Origin of the sequence: Paeniglutamicibacter sulfureus, from assembly GCF_039535115.1 — a bacterium.
Taxonomy (GTDB): domain Bacteria; phylum Actinomycetota; class Actinomycetes; order Actinomycetales; family Micrococcaceae; genus Paeniglutamicibacter; species Paeniglutamicibacter sulfureus.
In genome coordinates, this window is record NZ_BAAAWO010000001.1 from 3,407,181 (window position 1) to 3,432,194 (window position 25,014).

24 protein-coding genes are annotated in these 25,014 nt (G+C 68.0%); 10 read left to right on the top strand and 14 right to left on the bottom strand.

What is annotated here, in order from left to right; genetic code table 11:
• Positions 1-40: 40 nt before the first annotated feature.
• Both aceA and ABD687_RS15530 read right to left on the bottom strand, forming a co-directional pair.
• Positions 41-1,342, bottom strand: a complete 1,302-nt coding sequence (gene aceA, locus ABD687_RS15525) for an isocitrate lyase (protein ID WP_310289827.1) — start codon at positions 1,340-1,342, stop codon at positions 41-43.
• Positions 1,343-1,718: 376 nt separating this feature from the next.
• The gene (locus ABD687_RS15530; RefSeq protein WP_310289825.1) at positions 1,719-2,381 is read right to left on the bottom strand and encodes a dTMP kinase; all 663 of its coding nucleotides are present in this window, start codon (positions 2,379-2,381) and stop codon (positions 1,719-1,721) included.
• Between the two features lie 233 nt (positions 2,382-2,614).
• Here ABD687_RS15530 and ABD687_RS15535 point away from each other — a divergent pair, with 233 nt between their 5' ends.
• From ABD687_RS15535 to ABD687_RS15560, 6 genes are all read left to right on the top strand, one after another.
• A complete protein-coding gene (locus tag ABD687_RS15535; RefSeq protein WP_302263140.1) occupies positions 2,615-2,806 on the top strand; it encodes a hypothetical protein in 192 nt (63 codons plus the stop codon).
• Entirely contained in the window at positions 2,793-4,316 is a 1,524-nt protein-coding gene (locus ABD687_RS15540; RefSeq protein ID WP_310289823.1) for a sensor histidine kinase, read from the top strand. The genes ABD687_RS15535 and ABD687_RS15540 overlap by 14 nt, the downstream gene beginning before the upstream one ends.
• Positions 4,313-5,869, top strand: a complete 1,557-nt coding sequence (locus ABD687_RS15545; protein ID WP_310289821.1) for an SLC13 family permease — start codon at positions 4,313-4,315, stop codon at positions 5,867-5,869. The genes ABD687_RS15540 and ABD687_RS15545 overlap by 4 nt, the downstream gene beginning before the upstream one ends.
• A 51-nt stretch (positions 5,870-5,920) precedes the next feature.
• Positions 5,921-7,147: a glycerate kinase family protein gene (locus ABD687_RS15550; protein WP_310289819.1), complete on the top strand. Its 1,227-nt coding sequence runs from the start codon at positions 5,921-5,923 to the stop codon at positions 7,145-7,147.
• A gap of 163 nt (positions 7,148-7,310) precedes the next feature.
• Entirely contained in the window at positions 7,311-7,649 is a 339-nt protein-coding gene (locus tag ABD687_RS15555) for a hypothetical protein (protein ID WP_310289817.1), read from the top strand.
• A 98-nt stretch (positions 7,650-7,747) separates the two neighbouring features.
• Positions 7,748-8,872: a YkvI family membrane protein gene (locus ABD687_RS15560; protein ID WP_310289815.1), complete on the top strand. Its 1,125-nt coding sequence runs from the start codon at positions 7,748-7,750 to the stop codon at positions 8,870-8,872.
• A gap of 39 nt (positions 8,873-8,911) precedes the next feature.
• Here ABD687_RS15560 and ABD687_RS15565 read toward each other — a convergent pair whose 3' ends face one another.
• Both ABD687_RS15565 and ABD687_RS15570 read right to left on the bottom strand, forming a co-directional pair.
• On the bottom strand, positions 8,912-9,286 hold the full coding sequence (locus ABD687_RS15565; protein ID WP_302263135.1) for a PH domain-containing protein: 375 nt from the start codon (positions 9,284-9,286) through the stop codon (positions 8,912-8,914).
• A 49-nt stretch (positions 9,287-9,335) separates the two neighbouring features.
• Positions 9,336-10,325, bottom strand: a complete 990-nt coding sequence (locus ABD687_RS15570; RefSeq protein WP_310289813.1) for an ArsR/SmtB family transcription factor — start codon at positions 10,323-10,325, stop codon at positions 9,336-9,338.
• 93 nt (positions 10,326-10,418) lie between these two features.
• Between ABD687_RS15570 and ABD687_RS15575 the strand changes: the two genes are divergently transcribed.
• Complete coding sequence (locus ABD687_RS15575; protein ID WP_302263133.1) at positions 10,419-10,649, top strand: hypothetical protein; 231 nt, start codon at positions 10,419-10,421, stop codon at positions 10,647-10,649.
• Between the two features lie 137 nt (positions 10,650-10,786).
• Positions 10,787-11,182 (top strand): hypothetical protein, encoded by a 396-nt coding sequence (locus ABD687_RS15580; RefSeq protein WP_302263132.1) that lies wholly within the window; start codon positions 10,787-10,789, stop codon positions 11,180-11,182.
• On the opposite strand, the gene ABD687_RS15585 is transcribed toward ABD687_RS15580, so the two are convergent.
• From ABD687_RS15585 to ABD687_RS15630, 10 genes are all read right to left on the bottom strand, one after another.
• Positions 11,167-12,369, bottom strand: a complete 1,203-nt coding sequence (locus ABD687_RS15585) for a Wadjet anti-phage system protein JetD domain-containing protein (protein ID WP_310289811.1) — start codon at positions 12,367-12,369, stop codon at positions 11,167-11,169. The two genes, ABD687_RS15580 and ABD687_RS15585, sit on opposite strands and share 16 nt — an antisense overlap.
• Complete coding sequence (locus ABD687_RS15590; RefSeq protein WP_310289809.1) at positions 12,366-15,764, bottom strand: ATP-binding protein; 3,399 nt, start codon at positions 15,762-15,764, stop codon at positions 12,366-12,368. The genes ABD687_RS15585 and ABD687_RS15590 overlap by 4 nt, the downstream gene beginning before the upstream one ends.
• Entirely contained in the window at positions 15,761-16,465 is a 705-nt protein-coding gene (locus ABD687_RS15595; protein WP_310289807.1) for a DUF4194 domain-containing protein, read from the bottom strand. Before ABD687_RS15595 ends, ABD687_RS15590 begins: the two co-directional genes overlap by 4 nt.
• Positions 16,462-17,901: a DUF3375 domain-containing protein gene (locus ABD687_RS15600; protein ID WP_310289805.1), complete on the bottom strand. Its 1,440-nt coding sequence runs from the start codon at positions 17,899-17,901 to the stop codon at positions 16,462-16,464. The genes ABD687_RS15595 and ABD687_RS15600 overlap by 4 nt, the downstream gene beginning before the upstream one ends.
• A gap of 154 nt (positions 17,902-18,055) precedes the next feature.
• Positions 18,056-18,502: a peptidase gene (locus ABD687_RS15605; RefSeq protein WP_310289803.1), complete on the bottom strand. Its 447-nt coding sequence runs from the start codon at positions 18,500-18,502 to the stop codon at positions 18,056-18,058.
• Positions 18,503-18,505: 3 nt separating this feature from the next.
• Positions 18,506-19,489 (bottom strand): WD40 repeat domain-containing protein, encoded by a 984-nt coding sequence (locus tag ABD687_RS15610; RefSeq protein WP_310289801.1) that lies wholly within the window; start codon positions 19,487-19,489, stop codon positions 18,506-18,508.
• Entirely contained in the window at positions 19,486-20,478 is a 993-nt protein-coding gene (locus tag ABD687_RS15615; RefSeq protein WP_310289799.1) for a CobW family GTP-binding protein, read from the bottom strand. Before ABD687_RS15615 ends, ABD687_RS15610 begins: the two co-directional genes overlap by 4 nt.
• Positions 20,475-21,329: a metal ABC transporter permease gene (locus ABD687_RS15620; RefSeq protein ID WP_310289798.1), complete on the bottom strand. Its 855-nt coding sequence runs from the start codon at positions 21,327-21,329 to the stop codon at positions 20,475-20,477. The genes ABD687_RS15615 and ABD687_RS15620 overlap by 4 nt, the downstream gene beginning before the upstream one ends.
• On the bottom strand, positions 21,329-22,039 hold the full coding sequence (locus ABD687_RS15625; protein ID WP_310289796.1) for a metal ABC transporter ATP-binding protein: 711 nt from the start codon (positions 22,037-22,039) through the stop codon (positions 21,329-21,331). The genes ABD687_RS15620 and ABD687_RS15625 overlap by 1 nt, the downstream gene beginning before the upstream one ends.
• The gene (locus tag ABD687_RS15630) at positions 22,036-22,989 is read right to left on the bottom strand and encodes a metal ABC transporter substrate-binding protein (RefSeq protein ID WP_310289794.1); all 954 of its coding nucleotides are present in this window, start codon (positions 22,987-22,989) and stop codon (positions 22,036-22,038) included. The genes ABD687_RS15625 and ABD687_RS15630 overlap by 4 nt, the downstream gene beginning before the upstream one ends.
• A 17-nt stretch (positions 22,990-23,006) precedes the next feature.
• Here ABD687_RS15630 and ABD687_RS15635 point away from each other — a divergent pair, with 17 nt between their 5' ends.
• Together ABD687_RS15635 and ABD687_RS15640 are read left to right on the top strand one after the other, a co-directional pair.
• Entirely contained in the window at positions 23,007-23,168 is a 162-nt protein-coding gene (locus ABD687_RS15635) for a hypothetical protein (protein WP_310289791.1), read from the top strand.
• Between the two features lie 557 nt (positions 23,169-23,725).
• Entirely contained in the window at positions 23,726-24,985 is a 1,260-nt protein-coding gene (locus ABD687_RS15640) for an O-succinylhomoserine sulfhydrylase (protein WP_310289789.1), read from the top strand.
• Positions 24,986-25,014 lie beyond the last annotated feature (29 nt).

Genomic DNA, 25,014 nt, shown 5'->3' on the forward strand with positions numbered 1-25,014 from the left:
CCCCGCCGGTGCCGTGGGCGGGAAACCGCCCGGTGGGTGTTTAGTGGAACTGTCCGGCTTCGGTGGACCCGGCCAAGGCAAGGGTCGAGGCGTTCGGGTTCAGTACGGTGGCGATGTCGTCGAAGTAGCCGGTGCCCACCTCGCGCTGGTGCTTGGTGGCCGTGTAGCCGCGTGCCTCGGAGGCGAATTCCGCTTCCTGGAGTTCGACGTAGGCGCTCATGCCGTCACGGGCGTAGCCGTGGGCCAGGTTGAACATCGAGTGGTTCAGGGCGTGGAAGCCGGCGAGGGTGATGAACTGGAAGGTGAAGCCCATGGCGCCAAGTTCGCGTTGGAACTTGGCGATGGTTGCATCGTCCAGGTGCTTCTTCCAGTTGAAGGATGGGGAGCAGTTGTAGGAGAGCATCTGGTCCGGGAAGTCGGCCTTGACTGCCTCGGCGAACTTGCGGGCCAGCTCCAGGTCCGGGGTGCCGGTCTCCATCCAGATGAGGTCGGAGTACGGCGCGTAGGCCTTGGCCCGGGCGATGCAGGGTTCGATGCCGTTGGTGACCTTGTAGAAGCCCTCGGCGGTGCGCTCGCCGGTGATGAACGGCTTGTCGCGGTCATCGACGTCCGAGGTGATCAGGGTTGCTGCCTCGGCGTCGGTGCGGGCGATGACAACCGACGGGGTTCCGGCGACGTCGGCTGCCAGACGGGCGGCGTTCAGGGTGCGAACGTGCTGCTGGGTCGGGATGAGGACCTTGCCGCCGAGGTGGCCGCACTTCTTCTCCGAAGCGAGCTGGTCTTCCCAATGGACGCCCGAGGCGCCGGAGGAAATCATCGACTTCATCAGTTCGTAGGCGTTCAACGGGCCGCCGAAGCCGGCCTCGGCGTCGGCCACGATCGGGACGAGCCAGTCCTCGACGGACTTGATGCCCTCGGCGTGCTCGATCTGGTCGGCGCGAAGCAGCGCGTTGTTGATGCGGCGCACGACCTGCGGAACCGAGTTGGCCGGGTAGAGCGACTGGTCCGGGTAGGTCTGGCCCGAAAGGTTTGCATCGGCCGCGACCTGCCAACCGGAAAGGTAGATGGCTCGAAGGCCGGCCTTGACCTGCTGCACTGCCTGGTTGCCGGTCAGGGCGCCCAGTGCGTTGGTGTATCCGCCGGACGGGGCTTCCTCGGTGAGCTGCTTCCAAAGCTTCTGCGAACCGCGCTTGGCCAGCGTGTGCTCTTCCTGCACGGAGCCCTGGAGCTTCACGACGTCTGCTGCCGAGTAATCACGAGTGGTGCCGGTCCATCGCGGGTTGCTTGCCCAATCCTCTTCGATTGCAGCGATGCGGTTCTCGGTCGAATTTTGCTCGGTCATTGCCTTCTCCTTGCTGGATTGCCGGGTGCCGGGCCAGGATCGTCTTCATGATCCCGGTAGGTTGTTCCGGCGTTCTTTCTGCGTAGGAATTACATTTCCGCACTTTTCCAGAGTCAGCTAGGGGGTATCGGAGGAAAGATTTGCACTTCTTCGCGAAATCTAAATTTGTGGCCGTCCACACATGTATTCCAGCAACAAAAGCGAAAGTGGCCTCCTCATCGGCGGCAACCGTAGAAGAAGGAAGGGATATTTGAAGGTCGACAAGAATCGGCGATCTGTGGAAGTGCACGCCGAAGGATCGCACTACGTCAGGAGCAAAGGGCCGTGCCGCTCAGCCGTCCGGGAACCGTGGCACAGATGGTGCCGAGCGCCGTGGTCAACCGTTGCTTGTCGCGGCCCGTCGCGTTGTGGCGGCTACCTGCTGCGGAGTGCCGGAACCGTCGATGATGTGCCAGCCTCTGGCCAACGCAATCTCCAGGTATGCCTCTCGCGCCGACTGCAAGTAGGAAAGTGTTTCGCTATCCTCCCCGCGCGCAACGATGCGGGCGTGGGCAATTCCGGCGGGAACATCAATCAGGATCATCGCGTCCGGCTGCGGCAGGCGGGAAAGCAGCCATGGCAACAGCACCCCCTGGGGCAGTCCGCGGACTGAACGCAGGACCAGCTGGCACGCCAAGTGCCGATCCATCACGGTGGTGCCGGCGAAGCCCGATGCTCGCGCGTGGGCGAGCAGAACGTTGACAAGGCGCACGACAGATTCCAGCCGGTTAGCCCAAACCGGAGTCAAAGCGGTTCCGAATCGTTCTGCCACACGTGACATCCAACGGCGTCCGGCCGGATTGCGCAGGAGTTGGGCCGGCGTGCCCGCTTCCCGGAGTTCGGCCACCAGCGTTGTCCCGACGGTGGTCTTGCCTGCTCCATCGATGCCGAGCAACACGACGGTCCGGGCGCGCGACGGCACGACCGAAGGGATATCGTCATGCCGCGGATCCGGAAGCGTGGCGGTAGCCGTGGTCGAGGCTGCGGGCGTCAAAAGCAATAGTCTCCGTCGGTTGATTTGGCTGGGTTCGCTACTGGGTTCAACGACGAGTCCACGCGAATCGATGCCTGCACCGGCCTGTGCGTTGTCTGTGAATGGCGCTGGCCCCGACTAGCGTGGCCCTGGACGCGTTTGGGTTGCCGGTCGTCCCCACGAAAGCTCCCGCATGGCTCTCATTTGCCTCTCACTGACCCATCATTCTCCTCTCACAAGGCATTTCTAGTGTTGGGAACATGATTCGCCGCATACTTCTCCTGCTCGTCGTCTTGGCCATTCCGGCCGGACTGGCGACCGCCAGCCAAATACTGGCCAATACCGCCAACCCGCCGTTGCCGCACCAGCACCCCATCGTGGTTGAGCTTGCCTCCCCGTCGGGACCGTCGGCCCAGGCCCCTTCCCAGGAGCGCGACCATGACCAGGACTGAAACCCATGAGCGCCAGGGCTCGGCCGTGTCGGCGCGCTGGCGCATAGTGGGCTGGATCGTGCTGACCACCGCCCTGGCACTGCTCGCTGTGACAGTGACGATGCGCTCCGTCATGTCCGGACAGGTCGCGGAGGCCGCCAACGTGGGCGTCGTGCAGGAGATCGAGGAGTTCCGCACCTTCGCCGCCGAGGGACGTGACCCCAGGACGGCACTGCCCTTCACCTCGATGGGCGCACTGATGGAACGCTATCTCGCCCGGCAGCAGCCGCTGGCCGGCGAGGAGATCGTCGGCGTGGCCGGCGGGACAGTGCTGGCCGCGCGGGGCGTGGCCGACGATGACGGCAGCATTTTGGTGGGCGACGCCGCCTTGGTCGAACGGATCCTCCGCGACCCAAAGACCGCCGGCGTCTATGAGAGCGCCCACGGAACGGTGCGCTGGGGCAAGGCCGAGGCCGTCGCCGCCGGTGAACCCGCAGGCACGCCGCCGGAAAGGCAGGCGCATCTGGTGGTCGCGCAGTTCACCGGGGCCGCGCAGGAGGAAGCCAACCGGCAGGCGGTCATGCTCTTCGGCGTGGCGGCGGGAGGACTGGCGCTGACCGCCGGGATCGCCTGGCTGGTGGCCCGGCAGATCACGCGCCCGATCCGGACCGTGCGGGAAACCGCCGAGTCCATCACCGCCCACGACCTCTCGGCACGCATCCCGGTGGAGGGCAGGGACGACCTGGCCCAGCTGGCCGAGACGCTCAACGCGATGCTTGACCGGGTCGAGGCCTCCCACCTGGCACAGCGCCACTTCATCGCCGAGGCCCGCGAGCACCTCAACGAACCCCAACGCCGGGTCGCCGCGGCCCTGCACGAACTGGTCGACGAGGACCTGCCGGGTGCCGAACGCGCCCGCATCGCCTGCGGTGCCCAGAGGCTGATCGCCCGGATGGGACGCACGCTCGCGGACCTCGATGTGCTGGCCCAAAGCGGGAACCCGGGCTTCGTGAAGCCCGCCCGCGTCTCGGTTGGCGAGGTGACGGCCGATGTCGCCGCCGAGGCATCCCTTCCCGGCACCCACCCCGAACGGTACTTCCGCATCGAGGCGACCGGCAACGCCGACGCGTGGCTGGACCGGAACCGCATCGCCGATGCGGTGCGCCAACTCATCGAGAACGCCGTTGCCCACACCAAAACGGGCGACACCATCCGCATCGGTTCCTCTGTCGCCGACGGCTCCGCCAGCTTCTGGGTGGCCAATCCGGGCCCGCCGCTGGATCCCGAGCGTGCCCGGGCGCTGCTTGAAAGCTACCGCAGCGCAGAGGGCAGCGACCCCGGAATGGGCCTGGGCCTTGCCGTGGTCAAGGCGGTTGCCGAGGCACACCAGGGCACCGCCTGGGTCGAATCCGGGGACGGTTCCGGAACCCGTTTCGGGCTCTCGGTGCCGCTCGAGGCACTGGCACCCGCCAGCCGCCAGGACGACGCGTTCGCAGACAGGCTCGCCACCACCCTCGGGGAGGAATCGTGAACACCACCGACGCCGCCACCGGCACCCCCGCCCATTTCCGCTATGCAACGCCAGCGCCGGCGGTACTTTCCCCGGCACCCCGTCCCAAGCGCCCACGCGACAACCGCCGGCGCATCGCGGCCCTTCTCGCCGCGGCGCTGCTCGCGGCGTTCCTGATCTGGTGTGCCACAAGCACCTTCGGCCAGGCTGCCGGGACCCCGACGGCGCTGTCGGCCCAGGGCGCGCTGACGCTCGCGGTCTTCGCCGTCGCCATCTGGCTGTGGATCTTCTCGCCGGTCGGTGACACCTACGTGGCCCTCGGCGCCGCACTGGTGCTGGTGTTGATGGGAGTCCTGCCCGAAGACCAGCTTTTCTCCTCGCTGGGGGAGGACACCATCTGGCTGCTGCTGGCGGCGTTCGTGATCGCGGCCGGGATCACCGCCACGGGCCTGGCCACCCGGGCAGCGGCCTACATCGTCGCAGGTGCCCGCAGCCCCCGCCAACTGGTGCACCTGACCACCGGGGTGTTGGTCGCCACCGCGTTCGCGGTGCCTTCAACCTCCGGCCGGGCGGCCCTGGCCATCCCGGTGTTCATTGCGCTGGCCCGGGCCCTGCAGGAGCGCCGTCGGGTGGTGCTGGCGCTGTCGCTGGTCTTCCCTTCGGTCATCCTGCTCTCCGCTGTGGCCTCCTACCTGGGTGCCGGGGCTCACCTGATCACCAGCCAGATCCTCACCGCCTCCGGATACGAGGGCTTCTCCTTCGCCGGGTGGTTGCTCTACGGCCTGCCGCTGGCCTTCGTCTCCTCGCACCTGTGCGCCGAGTTGGTGCTGTGGCTCTTCACCCGGCCCGGGGACCGGCGACTGCCGCTGGCGGTTGGCATCGAGCAGCTGCAGGAACACTCCCCGGTGCCGCTGACCGGGCCGCTGACCGTCGGCCAGTCAAGGGCAGCCCTGCTGATCTGCGCGGTGGTGGTGCTCTGGTGCACCGAACCGCTGCACCACCTGCACCCCGCCATCGTCGCACTGCTCGGCTCCCTGCTCGTGGCCAGCCCGGGCTTCGGCTCCGTCGGCCTGACCAAGGCACTGAAAGCGGTGCCGTGGTCGATGCTCATCTTCATGGCCGCCACCCTGACCCTGGGCACCGCCCTGGTCGGGACCGGTGCCGCGCAATGGCTGGCGCTCAGTGTGCTGGGCCCGGTCGACGGGCTGGGAGCCGCGGCCCCGTGGGTGTTCACCGTGCTGGTGGTCGTCATGTCCGCAGCCGCGCACCTGGTCATCCAGTCGCGCTCGGCTCGCTCGGCGGTGCTGATCCCGCTGGTCGTCTCACTGGCCCCCGGCCTTGGCGTGAACGCCGTGGCGATCGCCTTCGCATCCACCGCCGCGGCCGGCTTCTGCCACACGCTGACCAGCAGCGCGAAACCCGTCAACCTCTTCTCCGACATCGAGGGCGTGGAGACCTACAAGCCTGCGGACCTGCTGCGGCTCAGCGCAGTGCTGGCCCCGGTCATGGTCGCCCTGGTGCTGGTCTTCGCGCTCTGGATCTGGCCCGCGATGGGCATGCCGCTCTTCCTCTAGCCACACATCCACCCCCCGAATACCTTCCCCAACAGTTAAGGAACCATCATCATGTCCAACGCCCTGCCCCGCCGCATCCTGGTTGCCCCCTCCGGATTCAAGGAATCCCTCGATGCCGCAGCCGTCGCCCAGGCCATCGGCGCCGGTGTCCGCCGCGCCCTGCCCGGCGCGGTGGTCAAGGCCGTTCCGATTGCGGACGGAGGGGAAGGCACCGCCGAGACGCTCGCCTGCGCCACCGGCGGCCGGCTGGTCCCTGCCCGGGTCACCGGCCCCGTCGGTGACCCGGTCGACTCCCACTACGCCATGCTCGGCGGCGAGGCCACCGGCACCGCAGTGGTCGAAATGGCCGCCGCGGCAGGGCTTCGACTGGTTCCGCGGGACCAGCGGGATCCCGGAACCACCACGAGCCACGGGGTCGGCGAGCTCATCGTCGCTGCCATCGACGCCGGTGCGCAGAAGGTGCTCGTCGGGTGCGGCGATTCCGGGACCTCCGATGGCGGCATGGGCGCGCTGGCGGCACTCGGCGCGCGGATCCTGGACGCCGCCGGGCGCGAGGTCCCGGCCGGCGGCAACCACCTGGCGCGCGTCGACAGGATCGACATGGCCTCTCTGCACCCGGCCATCGCCGCGGGCACCGTGGAAATCACCCTTGCCCTGAACCAGCACAACGTGCTCACCGGTCCGCGCGGCGTGGCCCGCGTCTTCGGCCCGCAAAAGGGCGCCACCCCGGAACAGGTCGAGGCCATGTCTGCCGGGTTCGAACACTGGGCCGCGGTGTTGCGCCGCGATTCCCTGGACTCTGCCCGGGCCACCGATTTCGCGAACGCGCCGGGAACCGGCGCCTCCGGCGGGCTCGGTGCCGGCTTGGCCGCCGTCGGGGCGGTGCTGATGCCGCGCTTCGAGGCGATCCTGGACTCCGGTCTGGCCGGGATCGACCTGGACGGGCTGCTGCGCGGGGCCGACCTGGTCATCACCGCCGAAGGCGCCATCGACTTCCAGACTCCCCGGGGCAAGGTTCCCGCGGAGGTCGCGCGCCGCGCGTCCCTGCACGGGGTGCCCGTGGTGGCGCTGGCCGGGACGCTGGGCAAGGGCTGCCGCGACGTGCACGACATCGGGATCGATGCCATCGCCTCGATTGTCCCGATCCCGATGACCCTGGAGGAAGCGGTGGAGGACGGGGAACGCCTGCTCATCGAGGCCGCGGAGCGCTTCATGCGCACCATCATCCTGGGTGCCTCGATGGCGGCGGCCCGGCTGAGCCCGCGCGACGCCTGGTAGCGCGGCGCCGGCGGGCCGGCAGTCGACAGGCTGGGGCATCCGCCACCAAACACGAAGATGTCCGCCCGCGATCCAAAGACTGTTGCTGCACTTCGCCGGACCCGGGACAAGGTTATTCCAAGACCTAGCCGCCGCCCGGATTGCATGCAAGGCGCGCACCAAATTGCCGGACACGGCCATCGAGGTCGTCGTCCGGGGTCCCTGCGTCGCCCAGCTGTCCGCCGTCCCGCACCTGAACTCGGATGTTGCCCCGCTGGCGGCCGAAGTGGGCATCGAGGTCTGCGCCTGCCAAAACAGCATGCGTGTGGCCGGGATCGAGGAAGCCGCGCTCGCGCCGGGCGTGCGCCCGGAGCCAGCCGCGGTCGCCTACTTGGCCAGCGGGCGGTTCGCGGGGGCCGCCTACCTGAGAATCCGAGGATTCTCGTGCTCCGCGGTGCTCCCCGTTGCCGGGAAGGCTCCGCCGCGACCCTGTGACCCGCGTCATCTTTCAAAAAGTTGTTGACTGGATCACATATCAAACATATCGTTCGTGGAGTATTGATATATCAGGAGTTGACGTGCGTGCACCGGCGTCGGTTACTTTCGGGAGAAGTGCAAGGTATGGCACAGAAGGCATTCACCAGGGCGCACTTGGACACTGTCGAGAAGGTGAGCGTCCTGCGCGTTCTCAGCTACGCCGGTGCAATCATCGCGTTCCTCATTGGTTCCGGTTTCGCCACCGGCCAGGAGATCCTGCAGTACTTCACGTCCTACGGTTACTGGGGGGTCTTCGGCACCGGGCTGTTGGTCCTGGTGCTCATGACATATGTTGCCGTCGAATTCTTCGTGGTCGGCCAGGCGAAGAAATTCGAGCGGCCCTCGATGATCTTCCACTACTACTGCGGCAAGCACCTGGGGACATTCTTTGACTTCTTCTCCATCCTGTTCGTCTTCCTGAGCTTCACGGTGATGGTCGCCGGAGCGGGGGCCGTCTTCGAGGAGCACTATGGGCTCTCGCGCTACGCCGGCGGCATCGGACTGGCGGTGGTCGTCGGCATCAGCGTCTGGTTTGGGCTCAAGTCGCTGGTCGACGTCATCGGCAAGATCGGCCCGCTGATCGTCGTGGTTGCGATCGCACTGGGGCTGTTGGGGATCCTCCGGAACCCGGGCGGGATCGCCGAGGGCAATGCACTGCTGGCCGGGATGGAGCTGACGCAGGCCTCCACGAACTGGTTCATGGCGGGCCTGTCCTACGTCGGCTTCTGCATGCTGTGGCTCGCCGCCTTCCTGACGGCGCTTGGCAAGACCGCCCGCAGCCGCAAGGAGGCTTCCTCCGGCGCGCTGGCGGGATCGATCGCCTTCTCGGTGGCTTGCATCGTCGTCGGGCTCGGACTCCTCGCCAACATCGCCAAGGTCGGCGGGACCGAGATCCCGATGCTCGTGCTGGCCAGCGATGTGAGCCCGGTGCTTGCCGCCGGGATCTCCGTGATGATCCTTGCGGGCATCTACACGACGGCGGTGCCGCTGCTGTGGACCGTCTCCTCGCGTTTCTTCGCCGACAAGACGCCCCGATTCAAGTACCTGACCATCGCGTTGGCCGTCGCCGGGACCGTCATTGGCCTGGTCCTGCCATTCTCCCAGATGGTCAACATCGTCTATGTCATCAACGGCTACGTGGGAATCCTGCTGCTGGTCCTGATGCTGGTCAAGACCGGCACGCGGCTCATCCGGCGCCAATCCCTCTGAGGATGCATGACCGGCCGCGTTTGGTCGGGACGTGCGGCGCTACAGGACGTAGGATCCGATGAGTTGCGAGAGCGCACGCACATCGACCTTGCCCTTGAATTCAAGGCGGACCTTGCCCAGGGAGCTGAACCACAGGTCCAGCTCGGCATCGAGGTCGAAGGTGCCTGCGGTCTCCACGGAGAATGCCTGGATCTTGGAATACGGCAATGACGTGTAATCGCGCTTCTTGCCCGTCAGGCCCTGGATGTTCACCGCGATGAGCCGCTTGTTGGTGAAGACCACGTAGTCGCGCGCGCCCTTGAACGCGGCGAGCAGCTCCTCGCCCTGAACAAAGAGGGGCGTGACTTCCCCCGCCACGTCATCCGGGTTGCACGGGCTGAGCTTGAACACGGAGGCATTGTTGAAATCAATCATGCCCCGACCCTACCCAAGATCGGGGACAATAACGCGCGCTGCCGCGGGGTTAAGCGCGGGCCAGCAGGTCCTCGCCCAGATCGGCACGCCGGTAGCAGACCTCGCGGCCCGCGCGGATGGTGTCGGTCAGGCCCGAGGCCGCCATCACCTTCAGATGCCCGTTGACGGTTCCCGCCGCCAGCTCCAGGGCGCAGGCCAATTGCGTGGTGGTCATGGGCAAGTCGAGCTGGGCCAGGATCTGCGCCCGGGTGTGCCCGAGCAGCTGGGCCACCGGGGAGTCCTTGACCTCCCGGGTGTTTTCCCACAGCCGGCCGACGCCGCGCGGGGCATAGGTCAGCGTGGGGACAAACGGGTCCACGTCCAGGACCAGGGTGCGTGGCCAGACGAAGGCGCTGGGAACAAGGATCAGCCCGTTGCCCGGGGCCGCATGGTGCGAACCGTCGCAATGGGCGGTGACCTCAATGCCGTCCCCGGTCAGCCGGACGTTGGGGTGCAGGGTGTTGAAGACCTGGTGGATGCCGTGTTCGGCCAGCAAGGCCAGCCGGTAGTCCAGGTCGGCCAGAAGCATGGCCCGCAGCCGCGGCCAAAACGGTTCGACCGCGGTTTGCCAGTACCAGCGCAGGGCAGAAACCACGCGCGGTATCCCGGATTCCGGGTCCTCGAGGATTGCCTGCACCTCCCTCACCCGGCTCCCCTCCAGCCCTGTGGAGAACAGGTAGTCGAGGTCGCGAACCCACAATTCCGGCGGGACGGCGCCGACCGCGGCGAGCCCCGCCTCGAAGGTGTCCTGCCGGAGGGGAGTGGGGGTCAGTGAATCGGCGATATACCCGGTGGGGCGGATCAAGGTGGTCAGCAGCCGCAAGTGGTCCTGTTTCCGCGGGTCACCGGAGGCGAGTATGCGCGTGGTGGCATCGGTGATCCACGGGCGGTGCATCCGGGTGCCCAACTGGAGGGCGCGGACGCTGGTGACCGTTTCCCACAGGGGCGAGACGGTGAATCGCACCCGGGTCAGGTCCTCCGAGGTCAAGCTGATCCGCATGCAAGACAGTCTAGGCCGGCAACGGGGTCGGCGTAAGGATTCGGAAATAGCCGAATGGTGGCTGTGCGGCCTCCCTGGTTGCAGGCTTGATGCATGAGCATTTCAACCGAGATATTCACCGACCATCCAGCCATCGTCAACCCCGACAAGGCGCGCCACGTGGCCCGAAAGCGAACAACACGGGCAGCTGCCCACGCCGCCCTGAGGCGCAGTCGCCTGGCCCGCGTCCTCCTGGAGACCTCGCCGGAGCAGGCGAAGCTGCTGCGGGAGAACCGCGAGCGTGCCTGGCTCGAGCTCGCCGGGGTCGTGGCCGGACGGATCTGAGCCATCCTTGGCCCTCTGGCCGTTCACCCTCGAACGAATGGCCATGGTCGCCTCGACGCCCCCTACCGAGGCCCACCGGCGTCGACTAGTCTGGCTTCGCGGGCGCCATTTCCCCGTTCGCCGAACAAGGAGGAAAGATGCCAACCATCGACTGGGACTCCGTCCCCGTGGCCGACCCGCCGCCCGGTGCGGTGGAGGTGCCCCGCAGCGGCTTTGGCTTCCTCGCCGTCGCAGGAATACTGGAGCTCGGCGTGCCGCACGTCATCTACCGCCTGCCGCGCGAAGACCGGCTTGATCCGACTGCGGGTTCCGCCGGCAACCCGATCTCCGTTTTCCTGAACGAAGCCGGTCTCAACTGCCCGCCCGACCCGCTGGCCCATTGCTGGTTCATCGTGCCTCCGCCCTCCATGCCCACCGAGGGTTTTTGGGACGCGCTGGAGGAAGCCGAGCCGCTGCGCACCGCGGGGTCGGATCCGCTCGAGCGCCGACACGGACTGCACGAAGCGCTACGGGTCCTTTACTCCAACAGCTGAGTTTCGGGCGTGTTCCCAGGCCCTGCCACCGTTCGTTCGGCGGATCCGGCAGCACGCGAGAGTGTTGCCACGGCGCGCTCCCACGGAATCCTTTCCTGTTCCAGCCGGGTGTTGCCCCGTTCGGCGAGGACCTGGAGCGTTTCGAGCTCGGCGGCGGTGAGGTAGACCAGCCGGGCGGTGGACGGGACGGGTTCCATTACACACAGGTCCGCATAGGCGTCAAGGGTTTGGATGTCCATCAGGACGCTGCGGGCTGTGACGCCATGGGAGCGCAGCCGGTTCAGGATCGCGAATCCGTGGCTGTCCAGATCGCCCCAGTAGATTACTTGGGCCGTTCGCGCCCAAGGCATCCGGCCGAGTCGTTCCACTGCGTATCCCGATCCGTGGACGACGACGGCACCTGGGAACGGCGGCATGGCCAGCACGGTTTCAAGGTTCTCCAGGACGAAGACCGTGCCGGGGGAGATGTCGAGGGCGGCAAGCTCGGCAAGGGGAGCAGAGACATCGCTCAGCCCGCCCGGGGCGAGCGCCGGGTCGAGGAACCGCATACGGACCAGGTCCGGCTTGGCCGCCAGACCGAGGTCGGGGTGGCCGCTCGCAGCCAGGTGGAGGCGCTGCACCAGGGTGCGGTGGGAGCCGACCCACTTGGAATCCACGCCCCTGATCGGCAGCTGCCGGATGAACATGCCCGATGCCGGGTGCCCGGCCAGCCAGTCCAGCACCCCGAGAAGGCGTGTGAAGTCGGGCTCGTCCAGTGCCACCACGTCCTTGGCCACGCGGGGCAACGCGGCAGACAACGCAGAAGTGTCACCAGGCACGGCGGCGAGCAGCCGGGCAAAGCGTTCGGTGAGCCGCGTCCAATGGGCGGCACGGCCGGCCACGTGGGCCACGAGGGAGGGGGAATCGAGCACGAGGCGTTCAGGGACACGCTGGGTGCCGAGGTTGGCCCACCGCCGTTCGCCCCAGGCCACCGCGTACGGGGCCACGGCGAATGCGGACCATGAGCGCACCCAGCCGATGGCGGCTCCCTGGTCGGCCAGGGCTGCCCGCTCGGTCGGAGAGTGCAGCGGTATCGACAGCAGTGGCGTGTCGAGGGAAAGGGCTGCCGCCCACGTGCCGGCGTGACGGTCGTATTTGGTCCGGGCCGCCGCGCGTGCGGCGTCCGGTGTGACGGGGCCCGGACTCACCAGAGCGTCCCTGCTTCGCTGCCCGCGACGAGGCCGTCGGGCAGGGCATTGCCAGCAACGGTCCTTTTGCCGGTGGTGGCGTTGTCCTCCGTGGTCGTCGCGTCGTCGTAGTCCAGGGTGGCGATCCGCGAGTCGCGGAAGTCCATGCATTTGATGACCGCGGTCCCGCCGATGTACTCGGACAAGGTCTGCAAGAGCTTCAATGGCGTGGCCAGCACCATGTGGAACCCGAACTCGTGGAACACGTCCATGGCCATGCGGGTAAATCGGGCGTCGGCCTTGTCGAAGGCTTCGTCCATCATCACCGTTCCGTAGCGAGGCAGCAGTTCGTCGTCCCGGGTTAGTTGGTAGCGCAGCGCAGCGGCGAGACAGAACGTGACAAGCTTCTGCTGCTGGCCGCCCGAAAGCCCGGCACTGGAGTCATGGATATTCACCACGGTCCCTCGACCGTCCACCTCCAGGGCCGTAAACCTCACATGGAGCCTGGTGTCCAGGCAATGCCGGCGCCAAGACGCATCGGCCGCTTCGGATGAGGCCAGTCGGCCCATGAGCCGGCGCATGGTCTCGAAGCGACGTTCGGCTTCCTCCCGGTCCTCGGCCATCCAGGAGCCGGTGGCGATGTCCTGCAGATCGGTCAGGAATTGGCGCCCCAGTTCGCCGCGGTTTTCCTTGACCGAGATGCGCAGGAACCTGCCCTCGTCGAACGCCGAACGGGCCAGCGATCGGTTCACCGGGTCGACCCGTTCCCGCACTTCACCGGGTGCACGGCGGATTTCCGCGGCCAGCTGGGCGACGTTTTGCTGGGACTGGCTCTCGAGCAGCCCAAAGAACCGGATCTCGAATTGCGGAAGTCCGTCGGCGACGAGCCGGTCGAGAAGTTCCAGGTAACCAGAACGGTCCTCGATGTCGGTTCCCAGGTCAGCAGCAGTGGCCGTCCAGGCGGTGCAGAAGTCGTGCGCGGCAGCCCCGAAGTCCCGGGCCGCGCGCTGCGCAGTGTCCGTATGGCTGCGTTCCTGCTGCGAGAGCGCGCCACTGACGGCCAGCGCGACATCGTCGATGATGGTGTGGGTGATTCGGCGTTTCTGGGCGCTGGAGGTGAACAGCTCCTCCAACCGGATGCGCTCCTGTTCAGCGACCGGCTCGCTGGCGGCGCGTTCGCGCAGCTCGGCGATGGTGCCCTCCAGGGAATTGACCAGGGCAGCGGCTTCCGCGACGGCGCTGCGGCGCTCGGTCTCCAGGCACCGGGCGGCTTCGTGCCGGGCCTCGGCCTCGCTTTGCGCATCCTGCGCAGCACGCAGATCGTCGCTGGCGGCGAGCAACGACTCGAGCCGGCCGCGTTGTTCGGCCAGGGCGGCTTCGGCTGCAGCCGTGTCCACTTCCGGCCAGGTCAGGCCCACAAGCTCCTGAAGTGCGGCCAGCCGCTGTCGGACGGTTTCGCGCCGCCCGCTGAAAGTGTCGACGGCGCGTTCGGCCGCCTCCAACCGGCCACGGGCCTCGGCGAGGCTGCCGATCAGGTGCTCCAGCTTCGAAGCGGTGCTAAATCCCAGATACCAGTTGCGGCGGTCATCGACACGGTGTCGGTCGTCCTTCTCGTACTTGGTCCGGGACCGGCGGACCTGTCCGGCGCGGGTCACGGCCTGGTCATGCACGGCGAGGTCACCCGGTGATTCCACGCACGCATAGTCGTAGCGCCTGGACAGTTCCAGATGCAGCCAGCCGGACATCGGTCCTTCGGCCACCTTCACCCGGTGTACGAGTGAGGTGGCCGGGTCGGTTTTCCGCGGCGGTTCGGGGCTGGCGGGGACATCCTCGAACACTAGCCGGGTTCCCAGGTGCAGGGAGTCCACGGCCTTGCGAACGGCCGACAAATGGGCCCGGGGCACAAGCATCACGGTGGCCAGCGGCCGCAGCACACGTTCGATGGCACCGGTCCAGTCCGAGTACTGCGCATCTACCTCCAGCAACTCCCCGGCGAACGGCAGCGCCATTTCCGGCAGCCCGGCCGCCTCGGCCACGGCGGTCCGTGCCTCAAGCAGCCGGCGATCAAGGTTGGAACGCCGGGTACGCAGCGCGGTGATGTCCTTTTCGAGGGAATCGCGTTCCAGACGGGCGGCTGCCCGGGCGTCGTGCAGCTCCAGCAGCCGGGTCTTGGCTTCCGGTTCCGCGGCTTCCCACTCCGCATGCTCGCTGGCGGCGGTTGCGCGCAGTTCCTCCAGTTCGGCAAAAGACCCGGGCATGGGCACCGAGGCTTCCTCGAGCCGGCCGGCGAGGCGTCGAGCTTGCCGGGTGACGGCGGCGAGTTCCCGCTCGGCCAAGTCGATCCGCTCGCGCTGCGTGCCGAGTGCTGCTCCGCCGTTTTCGGAGACGCGCTGCCGGGCGACGGAGAGCGTCTGGTAGAGGTCCCGTACGTGGTCGGTGGCCTGGGCCGCCGAATTTTCGGCTGCGAGGAGCTGCTCCCCGGCGGAGGCGCTGGCCTCCTCCGCTAGCCGCAGCTTCCAAGCGTCCTTGAAGGCAGGAACCGCAGCGTGCAGGTTTCCGGCCTCCGCGGCCGCAGCCGCGCTGGTGTCGTAGGTGCGGGCAGGAATGGCCATCGCCGCCAGGTGGTCTCGCTGGAGCCGGGCCTGGACAACGGCGGAGTGCGCCTGGGAGAGCTCGCCGAACTGGGCCACCGCATTTTCCGCCATCGCGAAGGTGCGCGGCTCGTCCAACATGAAGGTGCGGAAGAGCTCATCCAGGTTGCCCAACGACTTGGCAGCCTGCGTCTTATGCAGCAACAGGATCGCGTTTTCCCCGGAGATCCCGAGCAGCCGGCTGAAGCGGGCGGAGAAGCTCGAGTGCTTGTCGGTGATGGCCATCGCGTCCGGCCAGTCGGCCTTGATCTTGCGCACGTCGATCCCGCTGCCCAGGTGCGGGACAAAATCCGGAAGGACGGCGTCCTGCTGCAGGATCAGCGAGAGCTCCTGCACGTCCGAGGGCGTGTTGCTGCCCCGGCGCAAGTGGTAGAGCTTGGCCAGGATCACGGGGCGGCCGCCGGTGCCGTCGGCGTAGCGCAGCAGAATCCCACTGTGAGTGGCGCCCGGGCGCAGGTACTCGCTGGCGACCTCGCCCGTTTCCTCGTCGGCACTGCGCCGCCACGCGCCGCGGATGTAGCTGACGAGGCTACGGTCATCGCCGCGCGCTCCGCCGTCGTTCGCCGCCGCATTGAAGCGCAACTTGCCACGCGGGGTGAGGACCGCGGAAACCGCGTCCAGAAGCGAGGATTTGCCCGAACCCGAGGGGCCGGTGACCAGGAAGCCACGCCGGGCGACGGGTACCGACCAGTGCCCCTGGAACGTGCCCCAGTTCAGCAGTTCGATGCTTTCCAGACGCCATTGGCCCGGGTGGATCGCGTTCATGAAGGTTCCTCCCCGTCATCTTCCGTTGCCTCGTTCGGCAGCGGGGGTTCCGGCAACGCGGGAGAGCCAGCGAGTCGGCGGTACTCGGCACGGACCGCGGCAATTTCCTCGGGCCCGAACACCAACCGCATCACGGGGGAGACCTCGAATCGTCCCTCGGTGCTGGTCGGTGCCAGCAAGCCGAACTTGACCATCTTGGTCCACGATGCGTTGATGCGCTTGGTGAACCCGGCCGGGTCCGCGTTGTCGCTGCCCCGGTAGACCTGCAGCTGGTCCGCGACCTCGTCCGCCCCCACGATCGTCCGGGACCCGTGGGAGTCGTGCAGCAGCTGTTGCCGCAGGTGCAACAGCAAGGCCGTGTCCAGGAAGGTCAGTGTGGCGGTGCGCATCACGCGCGGAGCGTCCACGTCGGCCTGGACGTTGCGCACGAACGCCACCTGGGATTCGTGGTCAGCGATGAGCTCCAGGAACATGTCCGCCAGCCGGGAACGGATCTCGTCCTCGTCGGCGAGCAGGGCCGACCACAGGTTCGAGTGCCTCGTCGCGGAGAGATAGGGGCCACGCAGCAGCTGGACCAGGGCGCGGCGGGAGGGTTCACGCAGGGTGCCGCCGTCGCCCTCCCACAGGCTGGCCCGGGTTTCAGTCCCTGCTCCGTGTTCGGGGAACGCGGCGTCCGGAGGGACGGGGACGGGGTTGCTCATGCGGGAATCCTTCCGGTGAACAGGTGGCGGTCCAGGGTGCCGCGGCGCCCGTCCCATTGAACGGTCTCGCGCCCACCGACGGCGGTGCCGTGTTCCTGGGCGAGCACCAGCAGCCCGACGACGCTGGCCACGCCCTGGGACGCGGGGTGATTGGCAAGGACCTCGGCGATGGTTGCTGCTCCCTGAGCCTCGATGGTCAGGTTGATGTTCGCCTCCAGCTCCGCCATGTCGATATCCGAGGCGCGGGCCAGCGCCAGCAGTTCGCCGACGTCAACGAGTTCGGATTCGTGGGAGACAACCTCGGTTCCCGACTCAAAATCGCCGGGGTTGTGGAGTTTCAGCGCGGACACGCTGGAGAGCGGGACGCTGGTCAAGTCCAGGGTGAGGTCCGTCTTCGCATACGGTTTGACGGTCTCCGAGGCGTTGAGGGCCTCACGTAAGCCGGCGCGCAGCTGGCGGCTGATAAGCCGCTCGCGCTGCAGGTCGTGGCTTTGGACGAAGCGGCGCAGGCTGCGGCTAAAAGTGGTCAGCACCGTGTGGATCTCGGCACCGCGGTCCTGCAGGTTGGGCAGCAGCCGGCGCAGCGTGCGGACCTGCGCGGGGGCGAGGTCCTTGACGAAGCCGCGGTCCATCACCGCGGTGAGGGATTCCTCGAACTCGAGTCCGCGTTCGGGATCAAGCAGCAGCGAATAGAACCCGGCGAAACTGCGACCGGCGTCGGATTCGGCGAGCAGGTCCACCCCACGGAAGATGTCCTCCAGCACGGAAGACCGCGGCCCTTCTGCCTCGACTAGTCGCTCGCGCAACTTGCGGTTGAGTTGCTCGAACTCGCCGCGCACCCGGGCGAAGTCGGCGGGCACCTCCTCGACAAGCCCGAGGATGTCGCGGATGCGTTCCAGTGCTCGGTCGGCGGGGAGCACATCGATCTCCCCGGCAACCAAGCGGGCGATCTGCGCATCGATCCGATCCCGCTCGAAGTGCAGCGCGCCCAGCCGATTGGCCACGTCCGGGTCGGTGTCCCGGGCGAGCGACCGAAGTCGTTCCTGGATCGTGGCGAGTCGCGACTCGGTGACAGCCTGGCGGGGTTCGGCGAGCTGTGTGACGAAGCGGATGGCGGTGAGCGCACCAGGGGAAAGTTCGAAGGTCTCCTCGCGGGAGTCGTCGGCGGAACGGCGGACGAGGATCTGCTGGTTGCGCCATTCCGTGCAATAGGCCTGCGCGGCCTGGGGCAGCTCGAAGCCTTCGCCGCGAAGTTCCTCAAGGTCGGAGTCGACTTTCTCGAAGAGCACCGGTGCGGGCAGCCGGCGCTCATCGCCGGCCAGGTGGCGGCTGAGAATTGCGACAGCGACGTCCGCATTGCGGGCTCGGAGCATCGCCCAGGCGGGATCGGAGGCCTGAAGCCTCGAGGCGGCACGCGCGGTGCGAAGGACGCTCATGGTTCCACGGTAACCGCAGGGACCGCCAGTTCGGGAACCCGGGCCCCGCGGGCCTGCCGAATCTACCGGACCCCTGCAGGCTTCGTCGGGCTGCCGACGGTGGAACTGATCAAGGACGCGCTCGGGGCCCGGGACAACCAGGGAGCCCCGGTCCCTACAGGTCCCGGAACGTCACGCCGGAGTCGTCCAGGCACGGTGAACGCTTGCCCGCCGGCGCCCCGACGGACCTCAGGCACGTGCAGGACGGCGTCCGCAGCGCCGGGAGCCGACGCCACAGGAATCGCTCGCGGCCGGAGTGGCGGCCGAAGTCAAGGGTCGCGCCATCAAGCATGGACGCCAGCGAGGCGCCGATGCTCAGCTGCAGATCGCCGTCGTCGGCACTTGCGGCCTCGTCCACCGGGACCAGCGCGCAGTCCAGCGCCCGTTTCGGCCGGTTCAGTGAGAAATGCAGTGCCCGCGTGCGACAGCCGCCGGTGTGCTCGTAGCAATGCAGCGCACCGCCGAACGCACTGATCAGCTGTGCGGCCTCGGCCGTGACGAGGAACCGGCCGCCGTCGGGAAGCTGCGCCCAGAGGGGCTGCCATGTCGTGTCCCTGCCCACGGCCTATGGTTCCAGCCGGACCGCGTCGACGCGGTCCGGCCTGGCCACGGCGAGCGTGTCCAGGTCGATCCAGGCGACGCGGACGGCGTCGTCGTACCCCAGGTCCGCCAACGGCACTGCCGGCCGGCCGGGCTGCTGGTCCGGCACCGACCAGACCCGCACCTCGCCCTCGGATCCGACGGACGCCACGACACCAAGGGAACAACCGCGCCAGGCGAAGTCGACGACGGACCCGTGCCCACCCAGCATCCTGGGCCGCGAGCCGGCGGGGCCCGAGGCGCCGCCGAAGTCCCACACCGGGAGCACCGAATGCCCGGTGTTGGCCAGCCAGCGCCCGGTCGGATCGAAGCGGACCTTCGTGACCTTCGTGTGCAGTCCGGGCATCTGCAGGTCCCCGCCGTTGGTCTTCCACACCCGGCCGACCGCGTCCTGGTTGCCGGAGCAGACCCATCGCCCCGTCGCGGAGACGGCGACACAGAGGTTCGGCCCGGCATGCGCATACTCGTGGACCGGGCGCGGGGAGTGGCGTGCGAACATGCGCACCCCTCCGTAGCCGCTGGCCGCGACGCTGCGCTGCTTGGCGTCCCACGCGACGTCCGTGAGCGTGTGCCGGCCCGGCTCGGTCCGCCACGCGGGGGACCCGTCCGCCGCATAGACAACCACCGACTTGCCGGCCGCGACGGCCAACCGCCCGTTGTCCGCCCAGACGGCCCGGGTGCACCAGGCGCCGGATTCCTTCACCAGGATTCCGGAGGATTCCCACACGCCGTGTCCGCGCGCGCCGGTGAGGGCGACGGCCGTTCCGGACGGCGAGACCGCGACGTCGGTGAGCATGTCGAGCCCCGGGTTGACCTCCGCGACCAGGCGCCCGCATTCGGAATCGAGCACACGCAACGCGCCGTCGGTTCCGGCGACGGCCGCCAAGGCGCCCGAGACGGAAATAGCGGCGGGTTGCTCGGCCAGCGGCGCGCTCCAGAGCACCCTCATGCGACGACCCTCGCCAGGCAGGCGTCGAATCCGGCCTCGAGCTCGGCGCGGTCCAGGTTGCGCCCGATGAACACCAACCGGTTCAGCCGCTCCTGGCCTTCGGGCCACGGGCGGCCGTCCTCGGCATCCAGCAGCATGTGGACGCCCTGGAACACATAAGGCCGTGGGAGGGCGTCGACGTCGAGGATGCCCTTGGAGCGGAAGAGGTCCACTCCACGCTCGCGCAGCAAGTCGGTGAGCCAAACCTGGAGCCGGTCGCCGTCGACCACGCCGCGGCGCTCGATGCCCACGCTCGTCACGGTGGCGTCGTGCTCGTGCTCCAGGTCCATCAGGAAGCCCGGCTCGGATTCGAGCACGCGGTCCAGGTCGAACGCGCCGACGTCCAGGATCCGCCCCAGGTCCGCGTCGGCCCGGGTGGCCGGCAGGATCTCCACCATCGCGTTGATCGAGAGCAGGCGCCGCCGCACGCGCTCCAGCTCCGTAGGCGTCACGAGATCGGTCTTGTTCAGCACGATCCGATCGGCGAAGGCCACTTGTTCCAGCGCCTCGTTCTCCACGCCCTCGGGCCTCGCGTCGTCGAGGTGTTCCAGGATATGCCGGGCATCCACCAGGGTGACGATCGCGTCCAGCCGGAGCGCGGAGCGCAGTTCGTCGTCAAAGAAGAAGGTCTGGGCCACCGGCGCCGGGTCGGCCAGCCCAGTGGTTTCGATGATGATCCGGTCGAACGTCTCGCGGCGGCGCAGCAGCGTGCCCAGGATCCGGATCAAGTCCCCGCGCACGGTGCAGCAGATGCAACCGTTGTTCATTTCGAACACCTCCTCCTCGGAGTTGTAGACGAGGGCGTCGTCGATGCCGACCTCGCCGTATTCGTTCTCGATAACGGCGATCCGGCGGCCGTGTTCTTCGGTGAGGATGCGGTTGAGCAGGGTGGTCTTGCAGGATCCAAGGAATCCGGTCAGGACGGTGACGGGGATGCGGTAATCGTTCAAGCGGGGGCTCCTTCGGGGGCGGGGCGGTGGGTGCGAACGGCCAGACGGGGCAGCGCGCAGACGGCGACGAGCAGGACGGCGGCCACGGCGATCACCGGGCCGGCAGGGAGGGCGAGGTGGTAGGCGGCGAGCAGGCCGCCGAGGGAGGCTGCGGTGCCCAACCCGACGGCGGTGGCCAGCGTGCCGGCGAGGGTGCGGGCCACCAGCCCGGCTCCGGCGGCCGGGGCGATGCACAGCACCACGACCATCAGCACGCCGACGGTCGTCATCCCCACCACGACGACCAAGCCGAGAGCGAGCACCAGCCCCACGTCGAGCACCGTGGTCTTGACCCCGAGTGAGCGGGCATGGCCGGCATCGAACGTGGTGGCCGTGAGCACGGGCAGGAACAGCACGACGGTGCCGAGCACCAGGGCGGCCAACCCCGCCTGCAGGGCCAGGTCCGTGGCGGTGACGGTGAGCGGGTTGCCGAACAGGGCGTGGGAGAGCGCGCGCGGGTCCGACCCCAGCGAGACCCCAATGACCCCGAGCGCGAACAGCCCCTGGCCGGCGATGCCGATCGCGGAGTCCTCGGCCAGCCGGCTGCGGGCCACGAGCAGGGCGACGACGACGGCCATCACGGCCGCGCTGCCGAGTCCGCCCAGCAGCAGCGAGCCGCCAAGGAGGGAAGCGGCCGCGACCCCGGCGAGTACCGCGTGGCTCATGGCGTCCGTCAGGTAGACCATCCGCCGGTGCGTGGCCCAGATCCCGGCGATCGGCGCGGCAATGCCCAGCGCGAGGCAGGAGATCGCGGCGTGCTGCATGAAGTCGTGGGCGAAGGGGCCCAGAAGCCAGTGAAGTGCCTCGGACATCAGGCCACCAGCCAGGGCGCCAGGGAACCGACGGCGGGGAGCAGCTCGGAGGTGGGTCCGTCGGCCAGGATGCGGCGGTCCAGCACGATGGTGCGGGTGAATGCGCCGCGGACCAGGTCCAGGTCGTGCACCGAGGCCAGCACGGCCGTCCCGGCCTGCGCGAGGGCGGCCAGCGCCGTGTTCAGCGTGGTGGCGGCCTCGACGTCGAGCCCCGCGTGTGGTTCGTCGAGCAGCAGCAGCTTCGGTCCCTGTGCCAGCGCCCGGGCCAGGAGCACCCGGCGGGCCTGGCCGCCGGAGAGGTCCGCGAACGGACGGTGGGCCAGGTCGGCGACGTCGAGCCGTTCCATGGCGTCGGCCGCGGCCGCACGCTGGGCCGCGTCCGGGCGGCGCCACCAGCGCCGGGCATCGAGGCTGCCGGTGGCGACGACCTGCGCGGCGCTCAGCGGGAAGGCCGTGCGCAGGTCCGGGGACTGGGGGACGTAGGCGATGCCGGGGGTCGGCTGGGCGCCGGTGCAGCCGCAGCGCAGCACGGATCCGGTATGCGGGCCCAGGCCCGCCAGGGCCGCGAGCAGCGAGGATTTCCCGGCGCCGTTCGGGCCCACCAGGGCAACCAGTTCGGCGTGGCGCACGTTCAGGTCCACGCGGTCCACGGCCGTGCGTCCGGAGTAGGCGACGACGAGGCCGCGGGCGGCCAGGATGGGAGTGCTCACTTGCAGTCCAGCCCTGCCTGGACGGACCGGCCGTTGGCACGCATGAGGTCTAAGTAGTCGCCGTCGGCCGGGACGAATTCGGCGGTCTCCAACGCGGCGACGTCGGCTCCGACGGCCTCGGCTACTCCCTGCGCAAGTTTCGGCGGCAGGGCCTCCTCGAAGAAGACCGTTCCGACGCCGGCCGCCTGGGCGGTCTGGGTGATGTCAGCGAGAGTGCGGGCGTCGGGTTCGTCGTCTGGGGACAGACCGGCGATGCCGACCTGGGTGAGGCGGTAGCGATCGGTGAAGTAGCCGAAGGCGGAGTGTGCAACGACGAGCGTGTCGCCGGCGCAGAGAGCCAGTCCGTCTTCGAGTTCCGCGTCCAGGGCCTCGAGGTCCACCGTCAGTGCCTGAAGGTTCGCGGCATATGCGTCGGCGTTCCCGGGGTCGGCGGCGGTCAACTCGTCGGCCACTGCGCGGGCCGCGGTGGCGTAACGGGCCGGGTCCAGCCAGAAGTGCGGATCGGTGGCGCCGTGGTTGTGGTCATCGTGTTCGGCGTCCGCTGCATCGTGGTGTTCTTCCGTCCCGGGGTCGGCCGGCAGCAGGTCCAGTCCGGCCGTTTGGAGCAGTTCGGCCACGCGCACGTCGCCGGGCAGCACGGAGACGGCCTTTTCGACGTCGGCCTGCAGGCCGTTGCCGATGTAGAGCACGACGCCGGATTCGCGCAGCGCGGCCAGGTCCGGTCCGGTCAGGGTGAGGGAGTGTGGTTCCTGTCCCGGCGGAGTCAGGCCGATGACGTGCGCGGTGTCGCCGGCAATGCGTTCGGCCAGGAACTGGACCGGGTAGAAAGACGCCGCCACGCGCAGCGTGTCGAGGCCAGCCCCGGCGGGTTGCGCAGCGCAGCTGGCGAGGGCGAGCGCTGCGGTGGCGAGAGCGGCGGGCAGGAAGGGGCGCGGTGGAAGCGAAAGCATGTCAGAACCCTATCTTATTGAGATCGATTCTCAATAACGGGACGGCCTCCGCCAAGGGCGGCAAGGGCTCCCACCAGGTGGTCTTCGACGTTCCCGCCGAAGCCGTCACGGATGCAAAGGTCCGCGTGGCCGAGACGATTTCCCTCGACGACGAAGCCGGACTCTGGGCCACTAAATAGTCGAAAGCGAAATTATGCTGCGGCCGCCCCCTTTTTTGTGGGGCGGCCGCAGCGTTTAAGGGCGCTTGGCGCCGATGGAGGGCTGCAGTCGTTGATCCGAAGGTGCCCAGTGCCACGGCACGAAGTGGTCGCGGAGCCTTCTCGTCAACTACGTGAGGCCGATGGCGAGGGAATGTCCTGGATGTGACGGAATGTTGTGCTGTGGCGGCTCTGGAGCGCTATTTCCGTGACGTATGTGTCGCCAGGTTCCGGACATTTCCGGAGATGAAGAACTCCCATTGGATTCCGTCGTGCCTCCCGTACCGTCGGAAGCGCAGAGCATCCAGGCGTGGCCGAAAGGCCTGGCTCGATGAAGCCGCAGCAGCTGAAGCAATGGCTTATTCGTTCCGCGCGATGGGAGCTGCCTCGCGAACGATGTTCCCGGGACGGTCGGTTCCGGTCGGCTCTGTGCCCATTCCGGTTGATCTGCGCCAAGCCATCGAGGGAGGCATGATTTCCACGAACGCATGTTCCCGCTCGAATCCCTGACCGCTTCCGAAACGAAGGAATGAATCCCAATGTCAGATCCCCAGCATGGTCCAAGGTCCGACGCGTCGGCACACAGCCCGTCCGCGGGCAACGCGGAGGCACCGGACCAGGTATGGGGCGCGCAGACCGCTTTGGTGCGTGGCGGCATCGACCGCACGCATTTTCAGGAGACCTCGGAGGCACTGTTCCTGACTTCGGGGTATGTCTTCGATTCGGCGGAGGCTGCGGAGGCCTCCTTTAATGGCGAGGTCGAGCGCTTCGTCTATTCCCGTTACGGCAATCCGACGGTCGCCGCTTTCCAGGAGAAGCTGCGGCTCATCGAGGGTGCCGAAGCCTGCTTCGCCACGGCCAGCGGCATGTCTGCTGTCTTCACCGCACTGGGCGCGCTGCTGGCGGCCGGGGACCGCGTAGTTGCGTCCCGGAGCCTCTTCGGTTCCTGCTTTGTGGTGCTGAACGAGATCCTGCCACGCTGGGGTGTGAAAACCGAGTTCGTGGACGGTCACGACCTCGCCCAATGGGAACGGGCGCTCGCCACTCCGGCCACCGCGGTCTTCTTCGAATCCCCCTCGAACCCGCTCCAGGAGCTGGTGGACATCCGCGCCGTCGTTCAGCTGGCGCATGACGCGGGGGCGCAGGTCGTGGTGGACAACATCTTCGCCACGCCGCTGCTGCAGCGGACGACGGAGCTGGGCGCCGACGTCGTGGTGTATTCCGGCACCAAGCACATGGACGGGCAGGGCAGGGTCCTCGGCGGCGCGGTCTTGGGACGCAAGGACTTCATCGACGGTCCGGTCCGGAACTTGATGAGGCACACCGGTCCCGCACTGAGCCCGTTCAACGCCTGGACTCTGCTCAAGGGCCTGGAGACTATGAAACTGCGCGTCGATTACTCGGTGGCTTCGGCGTTGAAGATTGCCAGCTGGCTCGAGGACCAGTCGGGCGTTAGCCGTGTCATCTATCCGTTCCTTGAATCGCATCCGCAATACGACCTGGCTCGAAGCCAGATGAGCGGCGGCGGCACGGTCGTGACGTTCGAACTGGACCCGGGCCGCGGCCCGGCCAAGGAAGCGGCCTTCCGACTGCTCAACGGCTTGAAGCTGGTTGACATCTCCAACAATCTCGGCGATGCCAAGTCCCTGATTACCCATCCGGCGACCACCACCCACCGCGCCATGGGTCCTCAGGGGCGCGCCGTGATCGGGCTCGGCGATGGAATCGTGCGTCTGTCCGTCGGGCTGGAAACGACCGATGACCTCCTGGGGGACCTGGGCGCTGCCCTGGGCAGCTGAGCAGGCAAGGCCACGATGGCGTTTCGGAT